The 26,442-nt window shown below is 66.0% G+C and carries 19 protein-coding genes; 6 read left to right on the top strand and 13 right to left on the bottom strand.

Annotation, left to right across the window (positions count from 1 at the left end):
- Positions 1 to 29 precede the first annotated feature (29 nt).
- Entirely contained in the window at positions 30 to 1,778 is a 1,749-nt protein-coding gene (locus tag LPA35_RS19990) for a hypothetical protein (protein ID WP_228898511.1), read from the top strand.
- Positions 1,779 to 2,051: 273 nt separating this feature from the next.
- Here LPA35_RS19990 and LPA35_RS19985 read toward each other — a convergent pair whose 3' ends face one another.
- The 7 genes from LPA35_RS19985 to LPA35_RS19955 all read right to left on the bottom strand — a co-directional run bounded on the left by LPA35_RS19985 (position 2,052) and on the right by LPA35_RS19955 (position 10,685).
- Positions 2,052 to 4,403, bottom strand: coding sequence for a CHASE2 domain-containing protein (locus LPA35_RS19985; protein ID WP_228898509.1), 2,352 nt, complete (start codon positions 4,401 to 4,403; stop codon positions 2,052 to 2,054).
- Between the two features lie 42 nt (positions 4,404 to 4,445).
- Positions 4,446 to 6,209 carry a FecR domain-containing protein gene (locus LPA35_RS19980; RefSeq protein ID WP_228898507.1) on the bottom strand — a complete coding sequence of 588 codons (1,764 nt, stop codon included), beginning with the start codon at positions 6,207 to 6,209 and terminating at the stop codon, positions 4,446 to 4,448.
- Positions 6,210 to 6,289: 80 nt separating this feature from the next.
- A complete protein-coding gene (locus LPA35_RS19975; protein ID WP_121507291.1) occupies positions 6,290 to 6,988 on the bottom strand; it encodes a response regulator transcription factor in 699 nt (232 codons plus the stop codon).
- A gap of 97 nt (positions 6,989 to 7,085) precedes the next feature.
- Positions 7,086 to 8,150: a formylglycine-generating enzyme family protein gene (locus LPA35_RS19970; RefSeq protein WP_228898505.1), complete on the bottom strand. Its 1,065-nt coding sequence runs from the start codon at positions 8,148 to 8,150 to the stop codon at positions 7,086 to 7,088.
- 8 nt (positions 8,151 to 8,158) lie between these two features.
- A complete protein-coding gene (locus tag LPA35_RS19965; RefSeq protein WP_055393485.1) occupies positions 8,159 to 8,422 on the bottom strand; it encodes a hypothetical protein in 264 nt (87 codons plus the stop codon).
- A 254-nt stretch (positions 8,423 to 8,676) separates the two neighbouring features.
- A complete protein-coding gene (locus LPA35_RS19960; RefSeq protein WP_228898503.1) occupies positions 8,677 to 9,981 on the bottom strand; it encodes a tryptophan--tRNA ligase in 1,305 nt (434 codons plus the stop codon).
- A gap of 35 nt (positions 9,982 to 10,016) precedes the next feature.
- A complete protein-coding gene (locus tag LPA35_RS19955) occupies positions 10,017 to 10,685 on the bottom strand; it encodes a site-2 protease family protein (RefSeq protein ID WP_055393480.1) in 669 nt (222 codons plus the stop codon).
- Positions 10,686 to 10,964: 279 nt separating this feature from the next.
- Here LPA35_RS19955 and LPA35_RS19950 point away from each other — a divergent pair, with 279 nt between their 5' ends.
- Positions 10,965 to 12,122: a methyl-accepting chemotaxis protein gene (locus tag LPA35_RS19950; protein WP_228898502.1), complete on the top strand. Its 1,158-nt coding sequence runs from the start codon at positions 10,965 to 10,967 to the stop codon at positions 12,120 to 12,122.
- Between the two features lie 146 nt (positions 12,123 to 12,268).
- On the opposite strand, the gene LPA35_RS19945 is transcribed toward LPA35_RS19950, so the two are convergent.
- Together LPA35_RS19945 and LPA35_RS19940 are read right to left on the bottom strand one after the other, a co-directional pair.
- Positions 12,269 to 12,904, bottom strand: coding sequence for an L-threonylcarbamoyladenylate synthase (locus tag LPA35_RS19945; protein WP_055393476.1), 636 nt, complete (start codon positions 12,902 to 12,904; stop codon positions 12,269 to 12,271).
- Between the two features lie 18 nt (positions 12,905 to 12,922).
- Positions 12,923 to 13,792: a 3',5'-nucleoside bisphosphate phosphatase gene (locus tag LPA35_RS19940; RefSeq protein ID WP_176888678.1), complete on the bottom strand. Its 870-nt coding sequence runs from the start codon at positions 13,790 to 13,792 to the stop codon at positions 12,923 to 12,925.
- A 276-nt stretch (positions 13,793 to 14,068) separates the two neighbouring features.
- Between LPA35_RS19940 and LPA35_RS19935 the strand changes: the two genes are divergently transcribed.
- Together LPA35_RS19935 and LPA35_RS19930 are read left to right on the top strand one after the other, a co-directional pair.
- On the top strand, positions 14,069 to 15,886 hold the full coding sequence (locus LPA35_RS19935) for a methyl-accepting chemotaxis protein (protein ID WP_228898501.1): 1,818 nt from the start codon (positions 14,069 to 14,071) through the stop codon (positions 15,884 to 15,886).
- A 164-nt stretch (positions 15,887 to 16,050) separates the two neighbouring features.
- Entirely contained in the window at positions 16,051 to 16,275 is a 225-nt protein-coding gene (locus LPA35_RS19930) for a 4-oxalocrotonate tautomerase family protein (RefSeq protein ID WP_055393469.1), read from the top strand.
- A 348-nt stretch (positions 16,276 to 16,623) separates the two neighbouring features.
- Here LPA35_RS19930 and recJ read toward each other — a convergent pair whose 3' ends face one another.
- Both recJ and LPA35_RS19920 read right to left on the bottom strand, forming a co-directional pair.
- Entirely contained in the window at positions 16,624 to 18,339 is a 1,716-nt protein-coding gene (gene recJ / locus LPA35_RS19925; protein ID WP_228898500.1) for a single-stranded-DNA-specific exonuclease RecJ, read from the bottom strand.
- Positions 18,336 to 19,292: a phosphoglycerate mutase gene (locus LPA35_RS19920; protein ID WP_228898499.1), complete on the bottom strand. Its 957-nt coding sequence runs from the start codon at positions 19,290 to 19,292 to the stop codon at positions 18,336 to 18,338. The genes recJ and LPA35_RS19920 overlap by 4 nt, the downstream gene beginning before the upstream one ends.
- A 346-nt stretch (positions 19,293 to 19,638) precedes the next feature.
- On the opposite strand from LPA35_RS19920, the gene LPA35_RS19915 reads away from it, so the two are divergent.
- Both LPA35_RS19915 and lolD read left to right on the top strand, forming a co-directional pair.
- The gene (locus tag LPA35_RS19915; RefSeq protein WP_121422572.1) at positions 19,639 to 20,892 is read left to right on the top strand and encodes a lipoprotein-releasing ABC transporter permease subunit; all 1,254 of its coding nucleotides are present in this window, start codon (positions 19,639 to 19,641) and stop codon (positions 20,890 to 20,892) included.
- Positions 20,885 to 21,574, top strand: coding sequence for a lipoprotein-releasing ABC transporter ATP-binding protein LolD (lolD, locus tag LPA35_RS19910; RefSeq protein WP_228898498.1), 690 nt, complete (start codon positions 20,885 to 20,887; stop codon positions 21,572 to 21,574). Before LPA35_RS19915 ends, lolD begins: the two co-directional genes overlap by 8 nt.
- 920 nt (positions 21,575 to 22,494) lie before the next feature.
- Here lolD and xdhB read toward each other — a convergent pair.
- On the bottom strand, positions 22,495 to 24,927 hold the full coding sequence (xdhB, locus tag LPA35_RS19905) for a xanthine dehydrogenase molybdopterin binding subunit (RefSeq protein WP_228898497.1): 2,433 nt from the start codon (positions 24,925 to 24,927) through the stop codon (positions 22,495 to 22,497).
- Positions 24,924 to 26,432, bottom strand: coding sequence for a xanthine dehydrogenase small subunit (gene xdhA, locus LPA35_RS19900; RefSeq protein WP_228898496.1), 1,509 nt, complete (start codon positions 26,430 to 26,432; stop codon positions 24,924 to 24,926). The genes xdhB and xdhA overlap by 4 nt, the downstream gene beginning before the upstream one ends.
- Between the last annotated feature and the right edge of the window lie 10 nt (positions 26,433 to 26,442).

Genomic DNA, 26,442 nt, shown 5'->3' with positions numbered 1-26,442 from the left:
GCCCAATTTTTCCAACAGAAGGAGTAGCCATGAACACCGAATCAATCACGATCGTGTTGTCCGATAACACGGGTCTTCAGGCGACTGATGGAACAGCCTATGTGGCAGGCTGGATCAACGCAGCGCCGAGCGGGGCGTTTCAGTTTCAATTTCTCGGGAGCGGTGGAGCATTCGTCGCGGCGCCCTCGGTGCTGCCGATTGCCGTGCTCGCGATACAGGCCTGGCAGAGTACCGGTATCGACGTCAATCCATCCGCTACTCCGGTGACGATTGCCTATGTGGGCGGTGGTTGGAGTGCGGACCCCGACACGAATAGCGGACAGCTCTACGATGCGGCCGGTTGTCCTGATCTCAATGTTCCGACCGATCAGACGCAGTACCCCATTGTCGGTGTGCCGATGGGCGGACTCATCGGCAGGATTGGCAGTACAGGTTCACCGTTCTTCATTGGCAGGGGGCCGTATTTGATGCCATCGACCTTTCCCAGTGGCGAGCTCCAACTCTGCATCAACGATGATTTGACGGGTGCATATGGTCCTGGCTTGAAAGACAACAACGGCAGCGTGAGTGTTGCGGTCTTCAACCGGGGGCTTGCTTTCCTTGAGATGTCCTCGGTTCCGAGCATTGCGCTTACGACGGCAACCAATGGCAACGAACGGCTGGTCTTCGCTGTCGCTCCGACTCAGCCGACACCTTTGCCAATTTACGCAGCCTCACCACCGATAGCGACTCCACCGCCCGTTGCCCCCACGCAAGCGGTCCCGGCATTTGCCGTGATGCAGTATCCGCCGCCGCCCTACGGCAATCAGCCACAGCCTTCACCTCCCGGACCGTTCGATTTCTTCGAGTTCGGTTACAACGCAGCAGCCGATGTCAGCGCCGTGAATGGCTTTGGCCTCAACCTGTCGTTCAGCTCCGCAGGCGAGAGTTTCGGTGTGGACCCCCGCATCAGCCGCGCGACCATGGCAAGTGCGTACACGGACTTCATTGCCAAAGAGGGCGCGAGCGCAGCAGCCTATGGCGAACTGCTGACGGTCGGTGCGCTTGGCTCCAGCTACACGCCGCCCACGGTGAAGGGCGAGTTCTTCGCTATCTCTGATCCCAGCGACGTGCTGATCGCGAAACAGGCGGCAGGGGTGCTCGACTCCGATTCCCTCGCAAGTTACTGGGACGCAACGCTGAACGCTTTCTTTGCGGTGAACAGTTACCTCAGCATTGATCTCAGTGGCGACGGCACGAATGTCTATACCGGGCAGTGCACGATGCAGAGCCTCAACACCGTCAGCACAGCGGCCTATACGCTCTCGAATGGCACGAACACCTACACGTTCTACCAACCGCCGCAGGGCCTTCAGAGTGCGCTCTATGTTTTCCAGCAGGCGTTCAGCCAGTACCAGGAGGGAGGATCCGGCGGCGATGCCGGGCTGCTGCAGATGAACATCTGGGAAGCGTTGTGCAGGGGCGTTGCGGTGGCGGGAGTTGCGACCCAGAGTCCCCCTAGCGGCTTCTCCACCACCGCCTGGAATGATTCGGCACAGTGGTACGGGGCAGGTTCAACCTGCAACTACTATGCCAAATTCCTTCATTGCGCGAATGCGCAGGGCGAGGATGCACGCATCGCAGGCAATGGCCCCCCCATCTTCCTCGGCGGGGCGGCGTATGGATTCAGCGCCGATGAAAATCCCAACGGGTCGTACAGCGGTCCCAATGTGCCCTCCAAGACACAGGGCAATGTGGCGCCGGGCTCGACCGTCGCGATCACGCTCGGCCCCTGGTAGGGAGATGGCAAGGCCGAACCCACCGCAAGGGGGGACTTCGCACGGTCGCTGCCAATGAAAGTGGCCCGTGCCCGTCATTGCGAGCGCAGCGCCGTCTTGGTCTGGATCGGTGCGGCCTGTAGGGGGGGTGATTTTCTGTGCGAATTCATGCACGGGAGCGGTCGATTTACCGATTGATTTCGGATAAAAATTGGCTCTAGCGCTTTATGGTCATGAATTAATTGCTATAAAAATCGTAGCAATTCTGGGGTTTGCGAGTTTTGCCTCCTGGAGTCAGGCGCCTAGGGGCAATACCAGCCTGAACTCCGCTCCCCGTCCCACATCGCTGTCCACTTCCAGCGTTCCGCCGTGCCGGTGGATCACGGTGTGCACCAGGGCCAGCCCCAGGCCGACACCGCCGATGGCGGGGTGGCTGCGGTCGTGCAGTCGCTGGAACGGTGCGAACAGCTGGCCCTGCAGTTCCGGTGCGATGCCGGGGCCTTCGTCGCGCACTGACACGATCCAGTGGGCCCCCCGTTGCACGATGGAGCACTGCACCGTGCCTTCTTCGGGGCTGAACTTGACGGCGTTGTTCAGCACGTTGGCCAGCGCGCGGGACAGCAGGGCGCGGTCGCCCACGGTGGGGGCGGTTTCCGGCGCGGTGGCGATGGTTACCTCCACGCCCCGGTCGCGGGCCAAGGCCCAGATGTCGTCCACGGTTTCGGCCAGCACGGCCACCAGGTCCAGGGGCGCCATGCGGTATTCCTGCGACTCGGCGCTGGCGAGCTTGACGAAGTTTTCGGCCATGCCCAGCGACGCGCGTGCATAGCGCTCGATGCGCAGCATCAGCTCGCCATCCGGCATGCGGCCAGGGTAGGCTCGCTGCATCTCCAGCAGCGTGAGGATGGATGCATTGGGTGCACGGATGTCGTGCGAGATGAAGTTCATTGCCTGGTCGCGCTGCAGCTGGGCGCGGCGCATGTCTGTCAGGTCCACCAGGGTCAGCAGCCAGCCGGCCTTGGCCAAGTCGGTGAAGGGCTTGCACAGCACCAGCAGGTTGCGGCCTTGGGCATCGCGGCCTTCGCTCTGTTCGGGCATGTGGTGGTTGTGCAGTTTGTCCTGCGTGACCAGGGGCTGGCCGGTGCCGGTGTGCACCAGGTCGTGCAGCAGTTCGACCACGGACTGGCCCTGCAGCGGCACCTGGGGGTCTCCGCCCACGTGCCGGCGTGCCGCCATGTTGGTGAGCAGGATGCGCCCCTGCGGGTCGCAGACGATGGTGGGGGAGGGCAGCTGCTGCAGGCTTTCGCTTACGAAGTGGTGCAGGTCGCGCAACTGGCGCGATGCGCGTTCCACAGCATTGATGCGTTTTTCCAGAAAGTCACCGGAATCCCCGGGGCGGTGCAGCAGTCGCATCGACAGGCCGTCGCGTTGCAGGCGCTCCATCTCCAGTCGCAGGAAGTGTGCGGCTGCGCTCAGGCGCCGCCAGCTCCACAGCGGATAGGCCAGCACCAGCCCGGTCAGAGCCGCAGCGGGTGCGAACTGCAGGCCTATCCACGAAGGCAGGGCCACGCTGAGCAGCAGGGTGACCACGCCCAGCGCTGCGCTGGTGAGCAAGGCCACGAAGGGGCCCAGCAACAGCAGAGCCAGCAGCGCGCACACCACGGGCGCCAGGTTGAACAGGGTGTTGAGGGCGGTGGCGGCAGGCTCGATCCGCACGCCCGACAGGCGGCCGTCCAGCACCTGGGCCACCACCTCCACGCCGGGCATCAGCCGCGATTGCTCGCTCACGGGTGTGGCAAACATGTCGCCCAGGCCCGAGGCCGCAGCGCCCACGATCACGTACTTGCCGCGAAACGCATCTGCCGGCACCTGGCCGCGCAGCACGTCGATGTAGGAGTACGTGGTGAAGTGGCCCGGGCCGCCGGCATAGGCAATCAGCGTGCGGTCAGCGCGTTGCCAGGGGCCACTGCCTGGAGGCTCTGTGGCTGCAGCGCCGCCGGCCACCGGTGCGGCGCGCGCTGCATTGCACTGGGGCGATTTGTGTGATGCGGATGTGGAAGCGGCCACGCATTGCAGCGCCATGCTGAAGTGCTGCCAGGACGCGGCGGCGGGTCCTTCCTGCAGGTAGAGGCTGCGCACCACGCCGTCGTTGTCGGGGGCCACATGCACATGGCCCAGGCCGGCTGCGGCGTCTGCAAATGCGGGCCAGGGCAGGTCGGCTATGTTGGCTGCCGGGCCATGACCGCGCCGCAGCACCGGAAGCACCACCCGCCCACTGCGCCGCATGGCGTCGGCCAGCAGCACATCGTCCTCGGGGTAGTCCAAGTCTTCTTCGTTGAACAGCACGTCCATGCCGATGGCGCGGGGCTGCTGTGCCGATACGCGCGCGATCAACTCTGCGTGTAGCGCCCGGCGCCAGGGCCAGCGGCCAATGGCCGCGATGCTAGGGTCGTCGATGGCAACGATGACGATGTCGGGGTGCGCGGGGCGCGAAAGCAGGCGCAGGCCAGCGTCCTGCACCAGGTGGTTCATCCGGCTCAGGCTGTCGGCGGTGCTGAGCCAGGCCACCAGCCCCAGCAAGGCGGCGGCCAGAAGGCTCCATTCCAGGCGCCGCTGCTGGCCCCGGGTGCGTCCGGCGGTGATCATGGGCTCAGAACCCTCGGGCCTGGGGCAAACGGCGTGCGCGGCTCAAGGGCGTGCCACGGGCTGGCCGTTCGAGGTGGAGACCGGCAGACCCGAACCCGTGCTGATGCCCGAGCCGACCCGGATCTGGCGCGGCGGCGAAAAGTCGCTCTGCAGCCCCGTGGGATCCAGCACCTGGATGCGCACGAGGTAGTCGCCTGCAGGCAGGTTGCTGGCGGTCCATGCAGGGGTGTCGAGCTGGGTGTCGAGCACGACCTTGTCAAACGCCAGGTCGTTGGCTGGGGCCAGTTGCAGGCGGAACCGCTGGCCAGGCTGCGCGGGCCAGTGCACCCGCACCGTGGTGTCGCCATCCTGCGCTTGCAATGACTGGGGCGACAGCGTGGCGGGGCGGTCTGCCACCGAGAAGGGCTGGGGTGGGGCAAACGGACCTTGGTCGGCCTGACTGCTCGGACTGTTTGGCAGCTGCAGCAGGCTGGCCGCACGCCAGAAATAGTTGCCTACCGGCAGCGTGTTCAGCGGCAGGCGGCATTCGGTGAGGCGTTGCTCGTCCAGCACGGGCTGGGTGAACTGTGCATCGCGGGCCACCTGCAGGCGGTACCAGGCCACACCGGGCACCTGCGTGCACCGCAGCTCGCCCGTGCCGCTGGCCAGCACCGCGCCGGGCGCAGGTTGCTGGTACAGCGGGGCCACGGGGCGCGTCTTGACCACAAAAGGCTGCACGGCAGGCACACCGGGGATGCCCGCGTCGTCCAGGGCGCGCACCGACAGGTAGTAGCGCCCGTCTTCCACGGCTTTCCAGCGCAGCTGGCCGTCGGCAAAACTGCCGTGGCGCAGCACCTGGGTGAAGTCGGCGTCCTGCGCCACCTGGGCCTGGTAGCGCGCGGCGCCCGGCAGTGGTGGCACGTTGATGGCCAGAATGCTCGCATCGCTGAGCATGGCAGGGACGCCCGATGTGTCGGGCGCCACCAGCAGCGGGCGGGGTGCGCCCACGCTGCCATCGGCCGCCACTGCCAGCCCTTGCCCCGGAGCCAGCATCGAGGCCGCTGCCGCAGACGAATTGGATGGGCCAGTGGTTTCTTGTTGGCGGGACTGTACGGCCACCGAGCCGCTAAGCACCGAAGCGGTGGTCTGGCCCGATTCGCCCATCGCAACGCCAAAGTGGGTGCCGCGCACACTGGTCACGGCCAGGGGCGTGCGCAGCTCAAAGCGGCGAAAAGCCTCGGCATTGGGTGGCACGCTGGATTCCACCGCACCGCTGCGCATCTCCAGCACCGACTGCAGGCTGCCCGCACGCCCCCGGCGGCGCAGCTGCCGCAGCAGCAGTTCGGACTGCGCCTGGACTCGCACCACCGTGCCGTCGGCCAGCTTGACGGAGACAAAAGCATCCGGCCCCACCTGCAGCGCGGTGCCCTCTTCAAGCTTGCCGCCCTGGGTGACGGGCGCCGGGGCGTCGCCCGCGCGGGCTTGGGCGGTGACCGTGCCGTGCACGAACTCCACCGTGGCCGACTCGGCGGGTTGCAGGCGCACCGGAATCCACACCACCGAACCCGGCACCAGGCGCCGGGGGTTGGCCACCTTGTTGCGGGCCTGCAGCAGCGGCCACTGCCGGGGCGCGGCCAGATAGGCCTTGGCCAGGCCTTCGAGCGTGTCACCCTCCTGCACGGTGTGGGCAATTTCATCGCCCTGCGGCGTGGTGGCGGCAGGGGGAGCCGCCTGGGCACTGGTGCCCACCAGGCTGCTGAGGAAACCCAGGGTCAATGCCGCGCTGGCGCGCAGGGCCCAGCGGGGGCGGCCGGTGTTCGTTGCCACGTGAAATCTCCTTCGTGCCGCTCGGTGCAGGCGGGCTGGCGATGGCATCCTGTGAGGATGCCGCCGTTGATAGTTGGGGGTCAGGCCCTTCGCTGGGCCTCAACAGCTTCAAAACGGTAACCCACACCGTAGACCGCCGAGACGATGAAGCCGTTGGCGGGCCGCAGGTCCAGCAGGGTGCGCAGGCGCGAGATGTGGGTGTCCAGCGAGCGCGACATGACATCCGCCACCTGGCCCCAGACGATGTCCTTGAGGTGGTCACGCGACAACAGTCGGCCCATGTTCTGAAACAGAAACAGGGCGAGATCGTACTCGCGGTTCTTGAGCTCCACGGGCACGCCGTCAATTTCGATGGACCGGGTTTCGGACAGGAAGCGGTAGCGCCCGAACTCCACCACGCCCCCCACATTGGCTGGGTAGGCCCGCCGCAGCAGGGCCGACACGCGGGCATTGAGCTCGCCAATGCGCACCGGCTTGACCATGAAGTCGTCGGCGCCACTGCCCAGGCCTTCGACGATGTCGCGCTCTTCCTGGCGGTGCGTGACGAACAGGATGGGCAACTGGGTGCCCACATTTTTGCGCACCCAGCGCACCACTTCAGGCCCCGTCGTGTCTGGCAGGTGCCAGTCCACGATCAACAGGTCAAAGGTCTCGCGGCGCATCTCGCGCAGGAAGTCGGCACCGTTGAGGTGGGTGTGGCAGACATGGCCCATTGCCTCCGTGGCCTGTTTGATCAGATCCAGCTGGAGCGCATCGTCGTCCAACGCGGCTATGCGCATGGTTTTCTCCCCTGTCGAAAATGCAATTGCGGATTATTCGCGATAACCGCTGTCTGCGCTGCTGCGCACCGGCCTACTGCCCGGCAGTTGACATTTGTTAACGCTCTCTCGTTCGCCGCGACCGGGGAAGGGGCTGGGGAGAGATTTCGCGCACCAGCCGCATGCCGACCAGGGTGTACCGGGTTTGCGGGCTGTTCCAGTTGCGGTAGCCGCAGCGGGCATAAAACGACCAAGTGTGCCACGAGCCCCCACGGCGCACCCGCACGGTGCCGTCTGCGGGGCCTTGTGGATCATTGCGCGGGGAGTGCGCATAGTAGGTGTCCCCGTGCCAGTCCGACACCCACTCCCAGGCATTGCCCAGCATGTCGTGCAGGCCAAAGGCATTGGGCGCATAGCTGCCCACCGGGGCGGTGAAAACATGGCCGTCGCTGCCCGCCAAGGCGTGCTGCTGCCAGCGGGGCCACAGCGGGGCGACCTCCTGGTCAAAGGTGTTGGCTGTGTGCAGCAGGCCCTGCGGGTCGTCGCCATGCGGATAGCGGGTGCGGGTGCCAGCGCGGCAGGCGTATTCCCATTCGGCCTCGGTGGGCAGGCGGTAGTGGTGGCCTTCGGTGCGGCTCAGCCATTGGGCCAAGGCCTGGGCGTCGTTCCAGGTGATGTTGACCACGGGATGGTCTTGCCCCTGCGCAAAACCCGGGTCGCGCCACGAATAGCGAGGGTCCCGGCCCTCAAAGGCATCGCCGCGCTGGGTGGTGGCGGGGTCGTACTGCGCGTTGTAGCCGTAGCCGCCCGTGCCATCGGCTTCCGATTCGGGCTGGTAGCCCGAGGCCTCCAGAAAGCGCTGGAACTGCCCCACGGTGACCTCGTGCCGACCCAGGTAGAACGCCCGCCGGATGTGCACCGTGTGCGCGGGGCCTTCATCGGTCAACTCGGTAAAGCGCCTGGCCTCCAGCGACGGGTACGCGCGTGCCAGGGTATCGGGCGGCTCCACGCCTCCCATCGTGAAGCGGCCTGCCGGGACCTGCTGGAAGACCATGCCCAGGCTGTTGGTCCAGGTGGCGGGGGCGGTGTTTTGCGCAGGCCCCGCATGGGCGCAGGCGCAGACCAGCGCGGCTGTCAGGCCCACGCCATGCGCCCTGAGGGGGCGCCGCAGAAACCAGGCCATGTCGGGGATCAGGGTTGGCGGTCGGGGGCTTCGCTCACGCATTCAAAAATCAGGCGCGAGCCATCGTTGCGCAGCAGCTTGGGGAACAGCGCCAGCCGCTGGCATTCGCGCGTGGCCGCTGCATAGGCGGGCGACGTGTCGGTGCCGTACACGGGCACGCTGAAGGTGCGGTCACGGCCCGATGCCATGGGCCCCGAGGGGTGGTGGGGGCTGGTAGCGTTGCAGCCCGCCAACACGGCGAGCACGGAGAGGGTGGCAACTGGCAGTTTCATGGGAGTCTCCAAGAACAGAACGGACAGTTTACGCACAAGGCCCACGCCGACAGCGTAGGCGCATTGCGCACACACCACCATCTTCTGTCGCAGCCAAGCGGGTATCCTGCGGATTCACCCTAGAGATGAATATTTGAATAATTTTGGCCGCTAGCGCTTATTGGTAAAGCGCGAGCAGCTATCAAAAAGTGACCGCTTCCCCCCAGCGCATTCCGACCCCGGATCTCGCGTTGGACAGGGAGGGACAGAGCGGTTTACGCGGCGGCTGCAGCCTCTGCCAGCGCCTGCAGCGCGGCGACCACATCGTCGGCGCTCACGCCCTCCACCGGTGCCAGACGCGGTGCCAGTGTCTGCAGTGCGTCCGGGTCTTTTTGCAACTGGGCAATGGCCTGGCCTGCTTCCTTGGGCGCGTCAAAACCGGTGCTTTGCAGCAGCAGGCGGCCATCGGCATCCACCAGCTTGAAGTAGAACTTGCCGTCGGCTTCGCGGTATTGCTTGAACGAAGGCAGCGCTGTCTTCGCGGCCTTGACGGGCTTGGGCGCCGCAGTGGCCTGGGCCAGACTGCGCAGGCCCACAGCGGCGCGCAGCTCGCGGATGAACGGCGTGGCCAGCGCACGGGCGCGTTCGGCACCGGCCAGCAGGGTCTGCTCGATGCGGGCGGGGTTGTGGATGAGTTCTTCGTACTGCGCACGCATGGGGGCGATCACCTGGTCCACACGTTCGAACAGAGTGTTCTTGGCATCACCCCAGGCGATGCCATCGGCGTAGGCCTGGCGCAGGGCGGCGGTTTCGTCGGGCGTGGCAAACGCCTGGTAGATCTGGAACAGCGCCGATCCCTCGGTGTCCTTGGGCTCGCCGGGTGCGCGCGAATCGGTCAGGATTCCACCGATCAGCTTCTTGAGCTGTTCGCGCGAACTGAACAGCGGGATGGTGTTGTCGTAGCTCTTGCTCATCTTGCGCCCGTCCAGGCCGGGAAGCGTGGCCACATGGTCGTCAATGGCGGCCTCGGGCAGCACAAAGTGTTCGCCATACAGGTGGTTGAAGCTCGCAGCCATGTCACGCGCCATTTCGATGTGCTGGATCTGGTCGCGGCCCACGGGCACCTTGTGCGCCTTGAACATCAGGATGTCCGCGCCCATCAGCACCGGGTACATGAACAGGCCGGCCGTCACACCGTCGTCGGCATCGCGGTCGGCGGCAGTGTTCTTGTCCACGCTGGCCTTGTAGGCGTGGGCTCGGTTGAGCACGCCCTTGCCCGTCACGCAGGTCAGCAGCCAGGTCAGTTCGGGGATCTCGGGGATGTCGGACTGGCGGTAGAACGTGACCTTCTCGGGGTTCAGCCCTGCGGCCAGCCAGCTGGCGGCGATCTCCAGCGTGGAGCGCTGGATGCGCACCGGGTCTTCGCACTTGATGAGCGCGTGGTAGTCGGCCAGAAAGTAAAAGCTCTGCACGCCGGGCGTGAGGCTGGCGGCCACCGAGGGGCGGATGGAGCCCACGAAGTTGCCCAGGTGGGGTGTGCCCGTGGTGGTAATGCCGGTGAGAAAACGCGTGATGCTCATGGGAAGGATGTCAGCAAGAAACGGGGGTAGAAGAATTAACGCAACAGTGCTGTGAGCGGGGTGAGCAGAAACTGGATGACGCCGTAGCCCAGCGACATCAGCGGGCGTAGCCACAGCGTCCCCACCACCCCAGCGATCACCAGGCCCATCACAATGAAAAAGCCCCAGGGTTCGATGCGAGAGACCATGTGCGCCTGTTTCCAGGGCAGCAGGCCCACCAGGATGCGCCCGCCATCCAGCGGCGGCAGCGGAAACAGGTTGAACGCCCACATCACGAGGTTGACCAGCACGCCAGCGCGGGCCATCTCGATGAAAAAGCGCTCCTCCACGCCAGAGCCCACCAGTGCCACCAGCAGCACGGCCCAGCCAATGGCCTGGATGAAGTTGGACGCCGGGCCCGCCAGCGCCACCCAGACCATGTGTTTCTTGGGATTGCGCAGGTTGCCGAAATTGACCGGCACCGGCTTGGCATAGCCAAACAGGAAGGCTCCCGAGGTCGCAAAGTACAGCAGCAGTGGCATCAGGATGGTGCCCACCGGGTCGATGTGTTTGATCGGGTTGAGGGTGATCCGGCCCATCATGTACGCGGTGTTGTCGCCAAAGTGGCGCGCGGCGTAGCCGTGGGCTGCCTCGTGCACGGTGATGGCAAACAGCACCGGCAGGGCGTAGATCAGAACGGTTTGGATGAGATTGGAGATGTCCACCCGGTGATTGTCTCAGACGCCCGCCACCCCAGCCGTTGCCGGGGCGACCCGCACGGAGTACACGGCATGCCTGTGGTGGGATGACCGGCGCACAACAGGACTCGGGCAAGTGGCTCACCCCCAGGCAAGCCGGTTGTTGCATCCCGATTCGCGCAAGTTCTATGTGGGATGTACGTATGCCGAGGGCGCCCGCAGCGCCGTGATCATTGCTAGCATCTGCCAGTTGCCCCCGGGGCGACCCAAAAAACCAAAACAACAGCCCTGGAGAGGCATAACATCATGTGGAACAACCTGAAAATTGGAACGCGCCTGGCCCTGGCGTTTGGCGGTATGGCACTGCTGGTGCTGCTGTTAATGGTCATGGCGCTGGCTGGCATCGGCGGGGCCGAGCAGGCACTGCAGGGCGCGCCTGTGACGGCGCCCCAGGCCCAGGCAGCACAGGCGCACCTGCAAAGCGCCCGGGCATGGATCATCGGCTGCAGCTGTGTGGCGTTTGTGCTGGCGCTGCTGGCTGTGTTCAGCCTGCGCATGAGCATCGTGGCGCCGCTCAACCAGGCCATCCTGATTGCAGAAACCGTGGCTTCGGGCGACCTGAGCCAGGAATTCAGCTCCGATTTGCAGGGCGACTTTGGCCGGCTCCTGAACGCCCTGGGCACCATGGAGGACACGCTGACCGACCTGGTATCGCGCATCAAGCAGGACGCCGATGCCATCAGCGACTCTGCCGCAGACATCGACCATGGCAACACCGACCTTTCCCGCCATGCAGAAGACCAGGTCTCTTCACTCACCGAAACTGCTGCCAGCATGGAGCAGCTGACCGCCACCGTGCGCCAGAACGCCGAGCGCGCCCATTCCGCCAGCGACCTCGCGGTGAAGGCCTCGGGCATTGCAGAGCAAGGGGGCGCGGTGGTGGGCGATGTGGTGTTGACCATGCAGGCCATCAGTGGCAGCTCACGCAAGATTGTGGACATCATCCAGGTCATCGAAGGCATTGCCTTCCAGACCAACATCCTGGCGCTCAACGCGGCGGTGGAAGCCGCCCGCGCGGGCGAGCAGGGCCGGGGCTTTGCCGTGGTGGCCAGCGAGGTGCGCAATCTGGCCCAGCGCAGCGCGGTGGCCGCCCGCGAGATCAAGGCGCTGATCAGCGCGTCGGTCGAGCAGGTGGAAAACGGTGCTGGCCAGGTGGGCAAGGCGGGCAAGACCATGCAGGAGATCGTGGCGGCCGTCGGGCAGGTCAGCGCACTGCTTGGCGAAATCTCCCACGCCCTGCGCGAGCAGAGCGATGCCATCAGCCATGTGAACGGCGCCGTGTCGCACATGGACGGCACCACCCAGGAAACGGCTGCGCTGGTTCAGAACGCGGTTTCCACCGCCACCTCGCTCACAGCCCAGGCGCGCGATCTGGAGCAGGCTGTGGGTGCGTTCAAGTTATAGCCCCCTGAGCGGCTGCGCCGCTTCCCCCTCAGGGGGACGCCACCGGTGGCCTGGCAAAGCCAGTTCCACGGTGGCGCTGGGATGGGGCCGCGCCCGTTGTGGAGGCCCCGGGCAAGCGCTATGGCAGTTGAGGTGAGGAGCTGCGGCTACAACCCCAGCGCCTGCAGGCTGCCCCGGCCTTCGCGCACCACTTCGGGCTCGCCACCATTGCCCATGGGCGTCAGGTCCACCACGGTGGTGGGCTCCAGCGGGCAGGCGCCTGCGTCCACGATGGCATCCACCAGCTTTTCGTAGCGTTCGCGGATTTCCTGCGGGTCGTTCAGGGGCTCGGTCTCGCCGGCCGGGATCAGCGTGGTGGCCAGCAGCGGGGCGCCGTGCAGCTCCAGCAGCAGCTGCAGGCCCTTGCGGTCGGGTACGCGCAGACCGATGGTCTTGCGCGAAGGGTGGCTCACGCGTCGCGGCACTTCCTTGGTCGCTTCGAGGATAAAGGTGTAGGGCCCGGGCGTGCCCAGCTTGAGCAGGCGGTACTGGCGGTTGTCCACGCGGGCATAGTTGGCCAGTTCCGACAGGTCACGGCACAACAGGGTGAGGTGGTGCTTGTCGTCCACCTGGCGGATGCGGCGCATGCGATCGACGGCATCCTTGTCGTCCAGGTGGCAGACCAGCGCATAGCTGGAATCGGTGGGTACGGCCAGAATGCCGCCCTTTTGCAGCAGCATGGCGCCCTGCTTGAGCAGGCGCGGCTGGGGGTTGTCGGGGTGGACTTCGAAATACTGGGCCATGAAATGGTGCGTCTCGTCTCAAACGGCAGCGGGGTGCCGGATGCGTTCAGCCAGCAGTTCCCAGACCGGGGTGAGCTGGCCGGGTAGCAGCGGCAAGGTCCCCAGGTCGGTGTGGGACTCGTCCGGGCTGTGGAAGTCGCTGCCGCGCGAGGCGGCCAGCCCAAACTCCTTCGCCATCGCGGCGTAGGTGACATACTCGGCTGCGCTGTGGCTTCCGGTGACGACTTCCACCCCGCGCCCGCCGTGGGCCTTGAACTCGGAAAACAACGCAAATTCTTCGTTGGCACTGAACTTGTAGCGCGCCGGGTGGGCAATGATGGCCATGCCGCCTGCCTCGGTGATCCAGCGCACGGCGTTGCCCAGCGACGCCCAACGGTGCGGTACATAACCGGGCTTGCCTTCGATGAGGTATTTGCGAAATACCTCGGAGGTGTCCTTGCAGACCCCGGTCTCCACCAGAAAGCGGGCGAAATGGGTGCGTGAAATCAATGCCGGGTTGCCTACGAACTGCAGCGCGCCCTCGTAAGCGCCCGGAATACCCGCCTGGGCCAGTTGTTCGGCCATGTCCTTGGCGCGTTCGCCGCGCCCACCGCGCGTAGCGGCCAGGCCCTCGGCCAGTCGGGTGTCGTGGGGGTCGAAACCCAGGCCGACGATGTGGACGGTGGTGTCGGCAAAGGTGACCGAGATTTCAACGCCCGTAAGGTAGGCCATGCCCTGCGCATGGGCAGCGGCGGCGGCGCGGTGCTGGCCACCGATTTCGTCATGGTCGGTGAGCGCCCACAGCTCGACACCGTTGGCTTTCGCGCGGGCGGCCAGATCCTCCGGGGTCAGGGTTCCGTCGGATACCACGGAATGGCAATGCAGGTCGGCGTTCAGTATGGATGTCACCGTGCCATTTTAGGGCTTGTACCGATATCGCGCGCCACCGCGCGACCCCTGTGCCGTCGTGGACGGGTTCTCCGGAGTCCTGCCAGGTGCCGCTGACCCCCGGGTGGGCCGTTCTGTCACCTTCAGCACCCTGGGTGCGGGTTTTTCCCGGGAAAAAGAGGGCAGGGCAGTGCCTGGGCTGGCGTAGGCTTGTGGCCTGCTGTTGACGCAATCGGATGTTGCGTGCCGCGCGTTGGCCGCACACTTACATTTCCAGGTCCACGAGGAAAAAGAACCATGCAAATCGACAATATCCGCGTTTCGCGCAAGCTGTGGGGAGCATTCATCCTGCTGATGCTGGCCATGCTGTTGATCTCCGGCTTCCAGCAGTACCGGGCCAACAGCTCCATGTCGGCTGCGATGGACCAGGTGGTCGAGATCGAAGAGCGCATCTCGGCGGCCATACGCTGGCGGGGTGCCACAGAAACCGCCGTCAATATGGTGATGGGAGGAGCCGTCACCACCGACGCGGTGCTGGCCCAGCAGTACGACGCCAAGGTCAAGGAAATCATTGGCGGCATCAACAAGATTCAAGAGGGGATCGTTGCCGGTGCCACGGCGCCCGAGGAAAAAGCGGCGCTCGACAAGGTGCTGGCCGAACGCAAGCTGGTGCTGGCCGCCACCGCCAAGACCTGGGAGCTCAAGGGCGCGGGCGATGGCGTGGCCACCCAGCAGTTTGCCGACAATGAACTCACCCCCATGGTGGCGCGCTACCTCAAGGCGCAGGATGATTTTGTTGCTGTCCTGCAAAAGCGCCGCGAGGAGATCCGGGCCGAGACCACGCAACGGCGGGTTGCCTACGCCATCCAGGGCCTGGTGGTGTCGGCCGTGCTGGTTGTGGTGGTGCTGCTGCTGGCCTGGAAGCTGGTGCGCTCCATCACCGTGCCATTGGACGAGGCGGTGGAAACCATTGACGCCATCGCCGCTGGCGACCTCACGCGCGAGCTGCAATCCACCCGCAAGGACGAGTTCGGCCACATGCTGAGGTCCCTGTCGGCCATGTCCACCCGCTTGCGGGGGGTGGTGAGCGAGGTGCGGGTGGGGGTGGATTCCGTCTCGTCGGCCTCGATCCAGATCGCCAACGGCAACCACGACCTGTCGGCCCGCACCGAGCAGACCGCCTCGAACCTGGAAGAAACCGCCGCCAGCATGGAAGAACTTACGGCCACGGTGAGCCAGTCGGCCGACACCGCGCGCCAGGCCAACCAGCTCGCGGGCACGGCGGCCCAGGCGGCGGCGCGCGGCGGCGAAGTGGTGGGCCAGGTGGTCACCAGCATGCAGCAGATCACCGACAGCAGCCGCAAGATCAGCGACATCATCGGCGTGATCGACGGTATTGCCTTCCAGACCAACATCCTGGCGCTCAACGCTGCTGTGGAAGCCGCCCGCGCGGGCGAGCAGGGCCGGGGCTTTGCGGTGGTGGCCAGCGAAGTGCGCAGCCTGGCTGGGCGCAGCGCCGAGGCCGCCAAGGAGATCAAGAACCTGATCAGTGCCTCGGTGGAAAACGTCGAGTCGGGCTCTGCCCAGGTGGCCCAGGCGGGCCAGACCATGGGCGAGATCGTGGCCAGCGTGCAGCGCGTGAGCGACCTGATCGGAGAAATCACGGCATCTTCCTCCGAGCAGCGCGACGGGATCGCCCAGGTCAACCAGGCCGTGACGCACCTCGACCAGATGACGCAACAAAACGCGGCGCTGGTGGAGGAGTCCACCGCCGCCGCAGCCTCGATGCGCGACCAGGCCCAGCGCCTGGCCGAGGTGGTGGCGGTGTTCAATGTGGGCGCGATGGCGGTTCGCGCACCGGCAGCGCCCCGCCCGGCTCCGTCTGCGGCGCCCCGGCCAGCGCCTGCGGCCAGAACCGCCCTCGGCAACCAACCCGCAGCACCCAAGGCAACCAAGCCGACCAAGCCGACCAAGGCACCCGCCGCCGCTCGCTTGGCACCACCGGCCCCCGCCGCTGCACGCCCCGCTGCCACCCCTGGCCCATCGGCCGCGCCCGCTACACCTGCGCCCCGGGCTGCAGCCAAAGGCGGAGATGACGACTGGGAAAGCTTCTAAAGGCCGCTGGGTGTAGTGGTTTTTGCTATTCAAATGATAGCTATCTGCGCTTTTCTATCAAGCGCTGGCGGCCAAAAAGGCCCTTAAGTTTTTGCACCGCACCCCCGAGGCAGCCCCGGCTGCCTTTGTCTTTGTTTTTTTGCGATGGACGAAAGGATCTGCCCATGCCCCTGGTCAACATCCGCCTCGCGCGGCGCGAACTGCCCACCACCGCAGCCCAAAAGGCAGCCCTGATCGCCGGTGTCACCCAACTCATGCAGCAGGTGCTGGACAAGCGCCCTGACAGTGTCACCGTCATCATCGACGAGGTGGACCCTGAAAACTGGGGCCAGGGCGGCGAGCCGGTGACGGTGATCCGCCAGCGCAGCAAGGGCCCTGCGCAGGCCTGAGCGGGGTGGGGCCTTGCCCTAGGGATGACCTGCACAACTCCCTGCGGTCTGTGATAGCGCGGTCTCGGGTGGTCCACTGCGTTGCTTTTCTTGCCAATAGCGCGGCTATTGGCTGCAAAAAGATGCCTTGTGCCCCATCCCGATCCGCACTACCACCGCCTCGCGAGGGTTATGCAGGTCATCCCTAGAAGTCTGTCGGACTTGGAAATCGTCGGCTGCAAATTGACCTCAGCGGTCCATTTTCCACCGTCTTTTTGCCCCATAGCTCGGCTATGGGGCTGCAAATCCGGCAAAAACTGTCCTCGCTGGGGCCAATTTTCGCTTCGACGCTCCAAGTCCGACAGACTCCTAGATCTGAGCCCCTTCGACCAAGAACTGCACCTTCCGCTCGCCTTTCCACTCGTTCACATCGAGCCGAAAGGCCAGCAGCACGCGCGCAGGCAGCTGCTCGGTGTGGCCGAACCAGATGGCGTCCACCGGGTTGCCCTGGTGCATGAGCTTGATCGACAGGTGATTTTTGGATTCGCCCACCAGGCGCTGGCTCACGATCTGCACTTCCTCGCTGAAGGTGGGGGGCGCAAAGCCCTGGCCCCACACCTCGTGGTGCAGGGTGTCCACCATGTCGGCGCGGCAGTATTCGGGCGATAGAGGTCCGTCGGTCTCGATGCGGCGGGTGAGGGTGGCGGCGTCCAGCCATTCCTGGGCAACCTGGGCCAGCGCCTGCTCGAAGGTATCGAACGAGTCTGCGTCCACCGTGCAGCCCGCCGCCATGGCGTGGCCGCCAAATTTCAGCAGCACGCCCGGGTGGCGCTTGGCCACCAGGTCGAGCGCATCGCGCAGGTGAAAGCCGGGGATGGAGCGGCCCGAGCCCTTGAGTTCGTGGCCTTTGCCCGGTGCGCTGCTGGCCGCAAAGACAAAGGTGGGGCGGTGCAGCTTGTCCTTGATGCGGCTGGCCACGATGCCCACCACACCTTCGTGAAAGTCCGGGTCGAACACGCTGATGGCCGGGGGCGGTTCTTCGTCTTCCTGGAACAGGCTTTCGGCCATCAGCATGGCCTGGTCGCGCATGCCGCCTTCGATCTCGCGGCGCTCGCGGTTGATGCAGTCCAGCAGGCCCGCCAATTCGGCGGCGCGGCCTGCGTCGTCGGTGAGCAGGCATTCGATGCCCAGCGTCATGTCGGCCAGGCGCCCTGCGGCGTTGATGCGCGGTCCTAAGGCGAAGCCAAAGTCGAAGGTGGTGGCCACGGGCGCCTTGCGGCCGGCGGCGTGGAATAGGGCGGCAACCCCGGCAGGCATTTGCCCTGCGCGGATGCGCTTCAGGCCCTGGGCGACCAGGCGGCGGTTGTTGGCGTCGAGCTTGACCACGTCGGCTACCGTGCCCAGCGCCACCAGGGTGAGTAGCGGGTCGAGCTTGGGTTGGGTGGTCGCGTCAAAAATGCTGCGCGCCCGCAGCTCGGCGCGCAGGGCCAGCAGCACGTAGAACATCACGCCCACACCGGCCATGGACTTGCTCTCGAACGTGCAGCCGGGCTGGTTGGGGTTGACGATGGCATCGGCCGCGGGCAACTCGGGGCCAGGCAGGTGGTGGTCCGTGACGACGACCGTGAGGCCCAGCGCCTTGGCCTCGGCCACGCCCTCCACGCTGGCGATGCCGTTGTCCACGGTGATCAGTACGTCGGCCCCGCGTTCGGCCACGCGGCGGGCGATGGAAGCGGTGAGGCCGTAGCCGTCCGTCACACGGTCGGGCACGAGGTAATCCACCTGTTGAGCGCCCAGCAGCCGCAGCCCGCGCACGCCCACGGCGCAGGCCGTGGCGCCGTCGCAGTCGTAGTCGGCCACGATGATGAGGCGCTTGTTCTGCGCCATGGCGTCGGCCAGCAGGCGCGCGGCGGTGTCAATGCCTTTGAGGCCCGAGGGGGGGAGCAAACGGCCCAGGCCGTCGTCCAGCTCGTCTTTGGCACGCACACCGCGCGCGGCATACAGGCGCGCCAGCAGCGGGTGCACACCGGCCTGTTCCAGCGCCCAGGCGGCACGGGGGGGAATGTCTCTTGCTACTATTTTCATAGCTTATCGCGCATGTCTGTAAAGCGCTGGGGCCTGAAAAGGCTTTGAAAACGCTGGGCCAGGGTGCGGGGGGCGGTGTGGAAGGCCAGCGTGTTGCGCTCGCCGCACAGGGTCAGTTGCACCGGCTCGCCGCCTTCGGACTTGCGCAGCAGATCGGCCACCGGGCCTGCGTCCAATGCGGTCCACGCGGCGGCCCAGGCGCGCCAGTCCTCGTTCAGTGCCGCATCGCGCAAGGTGGTAGGCACCGTCGGCGTGGGGAGGGCAGACGGGGCAGGAGTGGGAATTGGGCCGGTGCCATGCACCCAGAACGAGTTGATCACCGGCAGCCCGCGCTCCGAGCGCTCGTCGTTGAAGGCGTGGGTGTAGAGCAGCATCTGCATCTCGCTGTGCAAACGGTGCAGGGTCCGGGCCGCCTTTGCGTCCGGCATCCAGGCGCGCACGTCGCGCTGCAGCACGCGCTCCAGCGAGGCGGTGGCCAGGTCGGCAAACAGGGGGCTGCTGGCCAGCCAGCGTGTGGGCTGGTCGTAGTGCAGGGTGATGCCGTCTTCGGCAAACCAGGGTGAGACGATGGCCAGCAGCGCGCGCGATGCGGCGTCATCCAGCGCGAGGTGCTCGGGGTTGCGCAGCGTGACGTGGTCGGTGCTGACCTGCCACTGGCAGGGCGTGACAAACGCCCAGGCGTCACTGTTGGGTGACTGGCCTTGCTGGTGGCGGTGCCACGCGGCCCAGGGGATGCGCCCGTCCTGCGCTGGCAGTCCCAGCGCGCGCGCCAGGGCGCGTTCGTGGGGGGCGGAGAAGCTGGTCTCCTCGCCGCTGTCACTGTGGGTGGGATGGGGGCTGAGCCGGGCCAGAAGCCGGTCCAGGTGGGGCAGGGCCAGGCCCTGCAGGGCTTGCTGGCATCCGGTGGCTGCGCTGGCGGCGTAGGGAACGAGCAAATGGTTGGTGTCCGACATGGCTAGAGCGAGTGGAACACTTTTACGTGCCCACGAAAGCCGGGGAAAGGCCCGGCAACAAGGCGCAGGACGCGCAGCGGTTGGGATACCGCAAGCGGACTGCAACGCAGTGGCCGGGCCTTTCCCCGGCTTTCCCGAAGGGTTGGGCCTCCAGGCCAGCGCTCGCGGCGTTGCGGACCTTGCCAAGGCATCCAGCCTTGGCAGCGGTCCGCGCCTTGCGATCACTGGCCTGGAGGCCCAACGTGGGTATGTAAAAGTGTTTCACTCGCTCTATTGTCCGGGATGCCACAATCTGGCCGGCCTGTGGCGTGCATTCCGCACTCTGCAGTGCCTTCTTTCCTTATCCATGCAAATCCCCTACGAACTGGCCCTGGGCTGGCGCTACACGCGCGCGGGCCGCGCCACGCGGCGCAATGGCTTTATCTCGTTCATCTCGGGCGTTTCCATGCTGGGCATTGCGCTCGGGGTGGCGGCGCTCATCATTGTGTTGTCGGTGATGAACGGCTTTCAGAAAGAGGTGCGCGACCGCATGCTGAGCGTGGTCTCGCACATCGAGATTTTTGCGCCCCAGGGCGCTGCCTTGCCCGACCCGGCGCGCACGCTGGCCGAGGCGAAGCAAAACCCCAACGTGGTGGGCGCAGCACCGTTCGTGGCCGCGCAGGCGCTGCTGGCGCGCGGCGAGGACATGAAGGGTGCGCTGGTGCGCGGCATCGACCCGGCGCTGGAAGGCGCCGTGACGGACCTGGCCGCCACCAACGAAAAGACACTGAATCTGCTGGTGCCCGGCGAATTCCGCGTTGTGCTGGGGGGCGAGCTGGCCCGCATGCTGGGCGTGCGCGCTGGTGATGTGGTCACCCTGATCGCGCCCGCAGGGCAGGTCACGCCGGCGGGCGTGGTGCCGCGCCTCAAGCAGATGACGGTGGCGGGCACGTTTGATTCGGGCCACTACGAATACGACTCGGCCCTGGTGCTGCTGCACCACGAGGATGCGCAGCGCATCTTTCGCCTGGAAGGCCCGACGGGCGTGCGCCTGAAGCTTAAAGACCTGCACCAGGCGCGCGAGGTGGCCCAGCAACTGGCGGGCAGTCTGAGCGGCCAGTTGCTCATTCGAGACTGGACGCAGCAGAACCGCACCTGGTTTGCGGCCGTGCAGCTCGAAAAACGCATGATGTTCATCATCCTCACCCTCATCGTGGCGGTGGCGGCGTTCAACCTCGTATCGACCCTGGTGATGACGGTGACCGACAAGCGCGCCGACATCGCCATCCTGCGCACCCTGGGCGCCAGCCCCAAGAGCATCATGGGCATCTTCGTGGTGCAGGGCGCCATGGTCGGCGTGATCGGCACGGCCGTGGGCCTGCTGCTGGGCCTGGGCATCGCGTTCAACATCGATGTGATCGTGCCCGCCATCGAGAAGGCGCTCAACGCGAGCTTCTTGCCCAAGGACATCTACCTCATCAGCAAGATGCCGAGTGAACCCCAAAGCAGCGACATCATGCCCATCGGCATCATCTCGCTGGTGTTGGCTTTTGTGGCCACCCTGTACCCCAGCTGGCGCGCCAGCCGTGTGAACCCCGCCGAGGCGCTGCGCTATGAGTGATCAGAAAGTTGGAATGGTGGTGCTGGAGGCCAAGGGCCTCACCAAGCGATTCACCGAAGGCCGCCTTGATGTGACGGTGCTCAAGGGCGTGGATCTTCAGATCCGCGCGGGCGAAACGCTGGCCATCGTCGGCGCATCGGGCTCGGGCAAGAGCACGCTGCTGCACCTGCTGGGCGGGCTGGATGCGCCCACGGCAGGCACCGTGCGCCTCAAGGGTGAAGAGATGTCTTCGCTGTCAGCAGAGCGCCAGGGCCAGCTGCGCAACCAGCACCTGGGTTTTATCTACCAGTTCCACCACCTGCTGCCCGAGTTCAGCGCGCTGGACAACGTGGCCATGCCGCTGCGCATCCGTCGTCTGCCGCTGGCGCAGTGCCATGCCGAGGCTGAGCGGGTGCTCACCTCCGTCGGTTTGAAAGAGCGTCTGATGCACCGGCCCGCCGAGCTATCGGGCGGCGAGCGCCAGCGTGTGGCGATTGCGCGTGCCTTGGTGACGCGGCCCGCGTGTGTGCTGGCGGATGAGCCCACGGGTAACCTGGATCGCAGCACCGCCGACGGCGTGTTTGACCTGATGCTGCAGCTGGCGCGCGACCAAGGCACGGCGTTTGTGATGGTGACTCACGATGAGTCGCTGGCGGCGCGGTGTGATCGCGTCTTGCGGCTGGTGTCTGGGGTTTTGGGGTGATTTTGGACCCTGGCGCTTGTCTAGAGAGCGCGGGGTGCTATTGTTTTTGTAGTCTTGTGGTGCCCTCCTGTCCGTTCGGGCTGAGCTTGTCGAAGCCGGGGCTTGCGCGCTGGTTTGGGCGGTGTGCTTGTGTTGAGTGCGGAGGCCGGGTTGTCGCCCCGGCAGGCGACTCACTTTTCTTTGCTTCGCCAAAGAAAAGTAAGCAAAAGAAAGGCGACCCCCAGTCTGCGACCCCTTCGCGTTGCGAAGGGGCAAACCTGCGGCGGGGCGGTTGCGGGGTGCGCCGTGGAACTCGCTTTGCGCCTGCGGCGCGCCGCTCGGACAACCACGGCGAGTCAGTTCACGAAGCATGGGCGCTTCGACGCCCATGCTCACCCCGCAACCGCCCCGCCGCAGGCGCAGCCAGCAGGAGGTGGACAGCCGAACAGCCAAACAGCCATACGGGCCTTTGCTTCGCTCGGCCTCACCTTGCGGGCGCAAGCGCCACGCGCTGCGCAGCCTGGGCCGAGCGAAGCAATGGCCCGAATGGATGTCCGCTCCCCGGGTTCCCTTCAGGATGCGCCGAGGAGCGCAGCGGCCAGCGGATCAGGGCTCGCGATTGTCTGAGCGCAACGCAGTGGAGCGAGTTCGAGCGAGACCCCGCTGGACGCGAGCACCGCAGGTTGCCCGCAGCGAAGCGAAGGGACGCAGCGTGTAGGGTCGCCTTCTCTTTGGTGACTTTCTTTTGGCGACGCAAGAGAAAGTTACTGCGCCGCCGGGCGCACACCCCGGCTCCCGCCCTGAAACCAGGCATGCCAGATTAGCGAGCGTGCCTGCCCTGGCTTCGACCAACTCAGCCCGAACGGTTGAGCGAGGCGCCCCGGCTTCGACGAGCTCAGCCCGAACGGATCGTGCGGTAAAACGGTCGGGAGGCAGGCCCTTCACGCGCCCAATTTACCCAAGGCGCGCAACACATTCTCCGCGGTCGCCGGTGCCATCAGCATCACCGGCTCCGTAGCGTCCTGCCCCTCACGTCCTGCAGCCACCGCATTGCGCAGAGCCTCGTACACACTGATCGCCAGCATGAACGGCGGCTCGCCCACCGCCTTGCTGCCTCCCACGTTGTCTTCCCGGTTGGCCTCGGGCCACAGTTCCACCTTGAAGTGTTGGGGGATGTCCCCCGTCGCCGGGATCTTGTAGGTGCTCGGCGCGTGGGTGGTCAGGGTGCCCTTGTCGTTCCAAACCAGTTGCTCGGTGGTCAGCCAGCCCATGCCCTGCACAAAACCACCTTCTATCTGCCCGATGTCGATGGCCGGGTTGATGCTGTGGCCCACGTCGTGCAGGATGTCCACGCGCGCCAGGCGGCTTTCGCCGGTCAGCGTGTCGATGACCACCTCGGAACAGGCAGCGCCGTAGCTGAAGTAGTAGAACGGCCGGCCGGTGAGCGTGGCCTTGTCGTAGTGGATCTTTGGCGTGCGGTAAAAGCCATCGCTCCACAGCTGAATGCGGTTGGCGTACGCCTCCTTCACCACATCGTCGAACGGGCGCACCTTCTTGGGCGAGATCACCTGGCCGCCCTCGAAGCGGATGGCGCCCGCGCCGCAGCCATCGAGCCCGCACACGAACGAGGCCAGGTTGTCCCGCACATTGCGGGCTGCGAACTGCGCCGCGCGGCCGTTCAGGTCGGTGCCGCTGCTGGCGGCGGTGGCGCTGGCGTTGGGCACCTTGCTGGTGTCGCTGGCCGTGACCAGCACGCGGTGCAGCGGCACACCCAGCTCGTCGGCCACGATCTGCGCCACCTTGGTGTGCAGGCCCTGGCCCATTTCGGTGCCGCCGTGGTTCACCTGCACGCTGCCGTCGGTGTACACATGCACCAGCGCGCCCGCCTGGTTGAACAGCGTGGCGGTGAAGCTGATGCCGAACTTGACGGGCGTGATGGCCAGGCCGCGCTTGAGCACCGGGCTTGTGGCGTTCCACGCAGCGATGGCGGCCTGGCGCTGGCGGTAGTTGGCATCGCGCTCCAGCTGGGGCATCAGCGCGTGGAGGATGTTGTCCTCCACCGTCATCTGGTAGTGCGTGACGTTGCGGCCATCGGCTGCATCCTTGCCGTACAGATTGACCATCCGCACGTCCTGCGCATCGCGACCCAGCGCGCGGGCGATGTCGCCCAGGATGGCCTCGATCACGATCACGCCCTGCGGCCCGCCGAAGCCGCGAAACGCCGTGTGGCTCTGCGTATTCGTCTTGCAGCGGTAGGAGGCGATTTCCACATCGCTCAGGTAGTACGCGTTGTCGGCATGGAACACGGCCCGGTCGGCCACGGGGCCGGACAGGTCGGCGCTGAAACCGCAGTTGGCGGCCATCTGAAGCTTCAGGCCCATGATGCGGCCGGTGTCGTCAAAGCCCACGTCGTACTCGTACGCAAACGGGTGTCGCTTGCCGGTGACCATGAAGTCCTCGTCGCGGTCCAGCCGCAGCTTGACGGCGCGGCCGAACTTATTGGCAGCCACGGCGGCCCACACGGCCAGGTGACCGGCCTGGGTCTCCTTGCCGCCAAAGCCGCCGCCCATGCGGCGGCATTCCACCTTGACCGCGTGGTTGTCGATGCCCAGCGCGTGCGCCACCCAGTGCTGCACCTCGCCGGGGTGCTGGGTGCTGGAGTAGATCCACCACTGCTTTTGCTCCAGCGGCAGCGCGTAGGCGATCTGGCCTTCCAGATAGAAGTGCTCTTGCCCGCCCACTTCGAACGCGCCCTGCAGGCGGTGCGCCGATTGGGAAAGGCCCGTGGCGGCGTCACCCCGGCGCACGAACACGGGGGGCAGCACGTAGCTCTGGGCCTGGAGCGCGTCGTGCACGTTCAGCACGGCGGGCAGGGGGGTGATGTCGAGCTTTACGGCACGAACAGCGCGACGCGCCTGCATGACCGAGTCGGCCACCACCAGGCCGATGACCTGGCCGATGTGCTGCACGGTGTCGACTGCAAAAACGGGCTCGTCGTGCGCAAAGGCGGCCAGCAACTTGTCGCCTGGCACGTCGGACGACAGCACCACGCCGCGCACGCCGGGCAGGGCCAGGGCGGCGCTGGCATCCACGTTGTTCAAGGTGCCGTGGGCCACGGTGGAGAGGATGGGCGCAGCGTACAACGTGCCCTTCACCTCCGGCAGGTCGTCGATGTAGTGGGCGGCACCGGCCACCTGGGCGCGCGCGCTTTCATGGATGTGCGACTGGCCCATGGCGCGGGGACTGGCGGGTGCGCTGGTCTGCTGCGGGGCTTGGGGCTCGGCGGCGTGGGCGTCGGCGGTGGCAGCCACCGGGTCGTCCACGGCGTCGCGGCTCACCGGGAGGTCCGTGGGGAGAGATTCGCGCTGGTTCATATCGCAGCCTCCAGTCGGAAGTTCTCCACGCTCACGGCCTCTTCGCCCTGGCTCTCCAGCCAGAAGCGCTGCAGCAGGCTGGCCAGCACCGTGCGGCGGTAGGTGCCGCTGGCGCGCATGTCAGAGATGGGGTTGAACTCGCCTTGCAGCGCTTGCGCAGCGCGGGCGATGGTGTCGGCATTCCAGGGCTGGCCGGTCAGCGCGGCTTCGGTCTGGCGCGCGCGGGCTGGTGTGGCAGCCACACCGCCCGCGCCGATGCTGGCGCGGCGCACCACGTCGGCTTCGATATCGAGATTGATGACAAGGCAGACTGCAGAAATATCGTCGTCGAAGCGCTTGGAAATCTTATAGGCCCGAAGCACTTCCGTGACACCCGGCCTGGGCACCACGATGCGTGCCAGCAGTTCGTCGGGCGCCATCACGTTCTGCCGGTAGCCGGCGTACAGGTCTTCCAGCGCCATGGCGCGTTCGCCGCGCACGCTGGCCAGCACCACCTGGGCGCGCAGTGCAATCAAGAGCGGCATCGAGTCGCCAATGGGCGAGCCGTTGGCCACGTTGCCCCCCAGCGTGCCCGAGTTGCGCACGGGCAGGCCCGCAAAGCGCGTGGCAAAGCTGTGCAGCTGTGGCCACTGCGCGGTCAGTGCCGCAAAGGCGTCGGTCAGCGTGACGGCGGCGCCGATGGTGATGAGGTGTGCGTCCTGCTGGATCTGCCGCAGCTCTGCCGCGCGAGTCACATCCAGAATCTGCGCGTACTGTTTGTGCTGCTTGGTCACCCACAGGCCCACATCGGTGCAGCCTGCCACGACCTGCGCCGCAGGGTGCGCGGCGCGTGCGGCCAGCAGGTCGGGCAGCGTGGTGGGTGAAATATAAGAAGAATTGGCATCTGGCGCTTGATGGTCAAGCGCGAGCAGCTCTAATTTTTGTAGCAAAAGCGGCTCGTTCACCGCCATCGCTGGCAGGGCGGCCATCTGCTGTGCGGCGTCCAGGATGGGGCGGTAGCCGGTGCAGCGGCACAGGTTGCCCGAGAGTTCTTCCTGCGCCAGCTCGCGGGTGATGGGTTGGCCATGGGACACATGGTTTTGGTACATGCCAAAGAGGCTCATCACGAAGCCGGGGGTACAAAAGCCGCATTGCGAGCCGTGGCACTGCACCATGGCTTCTTGTGCTGGATGGAGCGTGATGGTTTGACCAGGAGCCGTTGCGGCATCGCCCACTGGCTGGATCAGTGGGTCTTCCGCCAGGTCCTCCACCGTCCACAGCGCCATGCCATCCACCGAATGCGCCAGGCGGATGCAGCTGTTCACCGCGCTGTAGTGCAGCTTGCCGTTCCGCGCCTCTCCCAGCACCACGGTGCAGGCGCCGCAGTCGCCTTCGCCGCAGCCTTCCTTGGTGCCGGTGCAGCCCAGGTCTTCGCGCAGCACCTCCAGCAAGGTGCGGTCGGGTGGTACATTGCCCAGCGCCACGGGCTGGCCTCGGCGCAGGAATTGCAAGGGTCTTGTTGTCATGACAAACGCC

The organism is Acidovorax sp. Leaf73 (assembly GCF_916855635.1).
Classification (GTDB): domain Bacteria; phylum Pseudomonadota; class Gammaproteobacteria; order Burkholderiales; family Burkholderiaceae_C; genus Acidovorax; species Acidovorax facilis.
The sequence above is the reverse complement of the archived record's forward strand: the minus strand, read 5'-3'. Positions and strand labels throughout refer to the sequence as shown.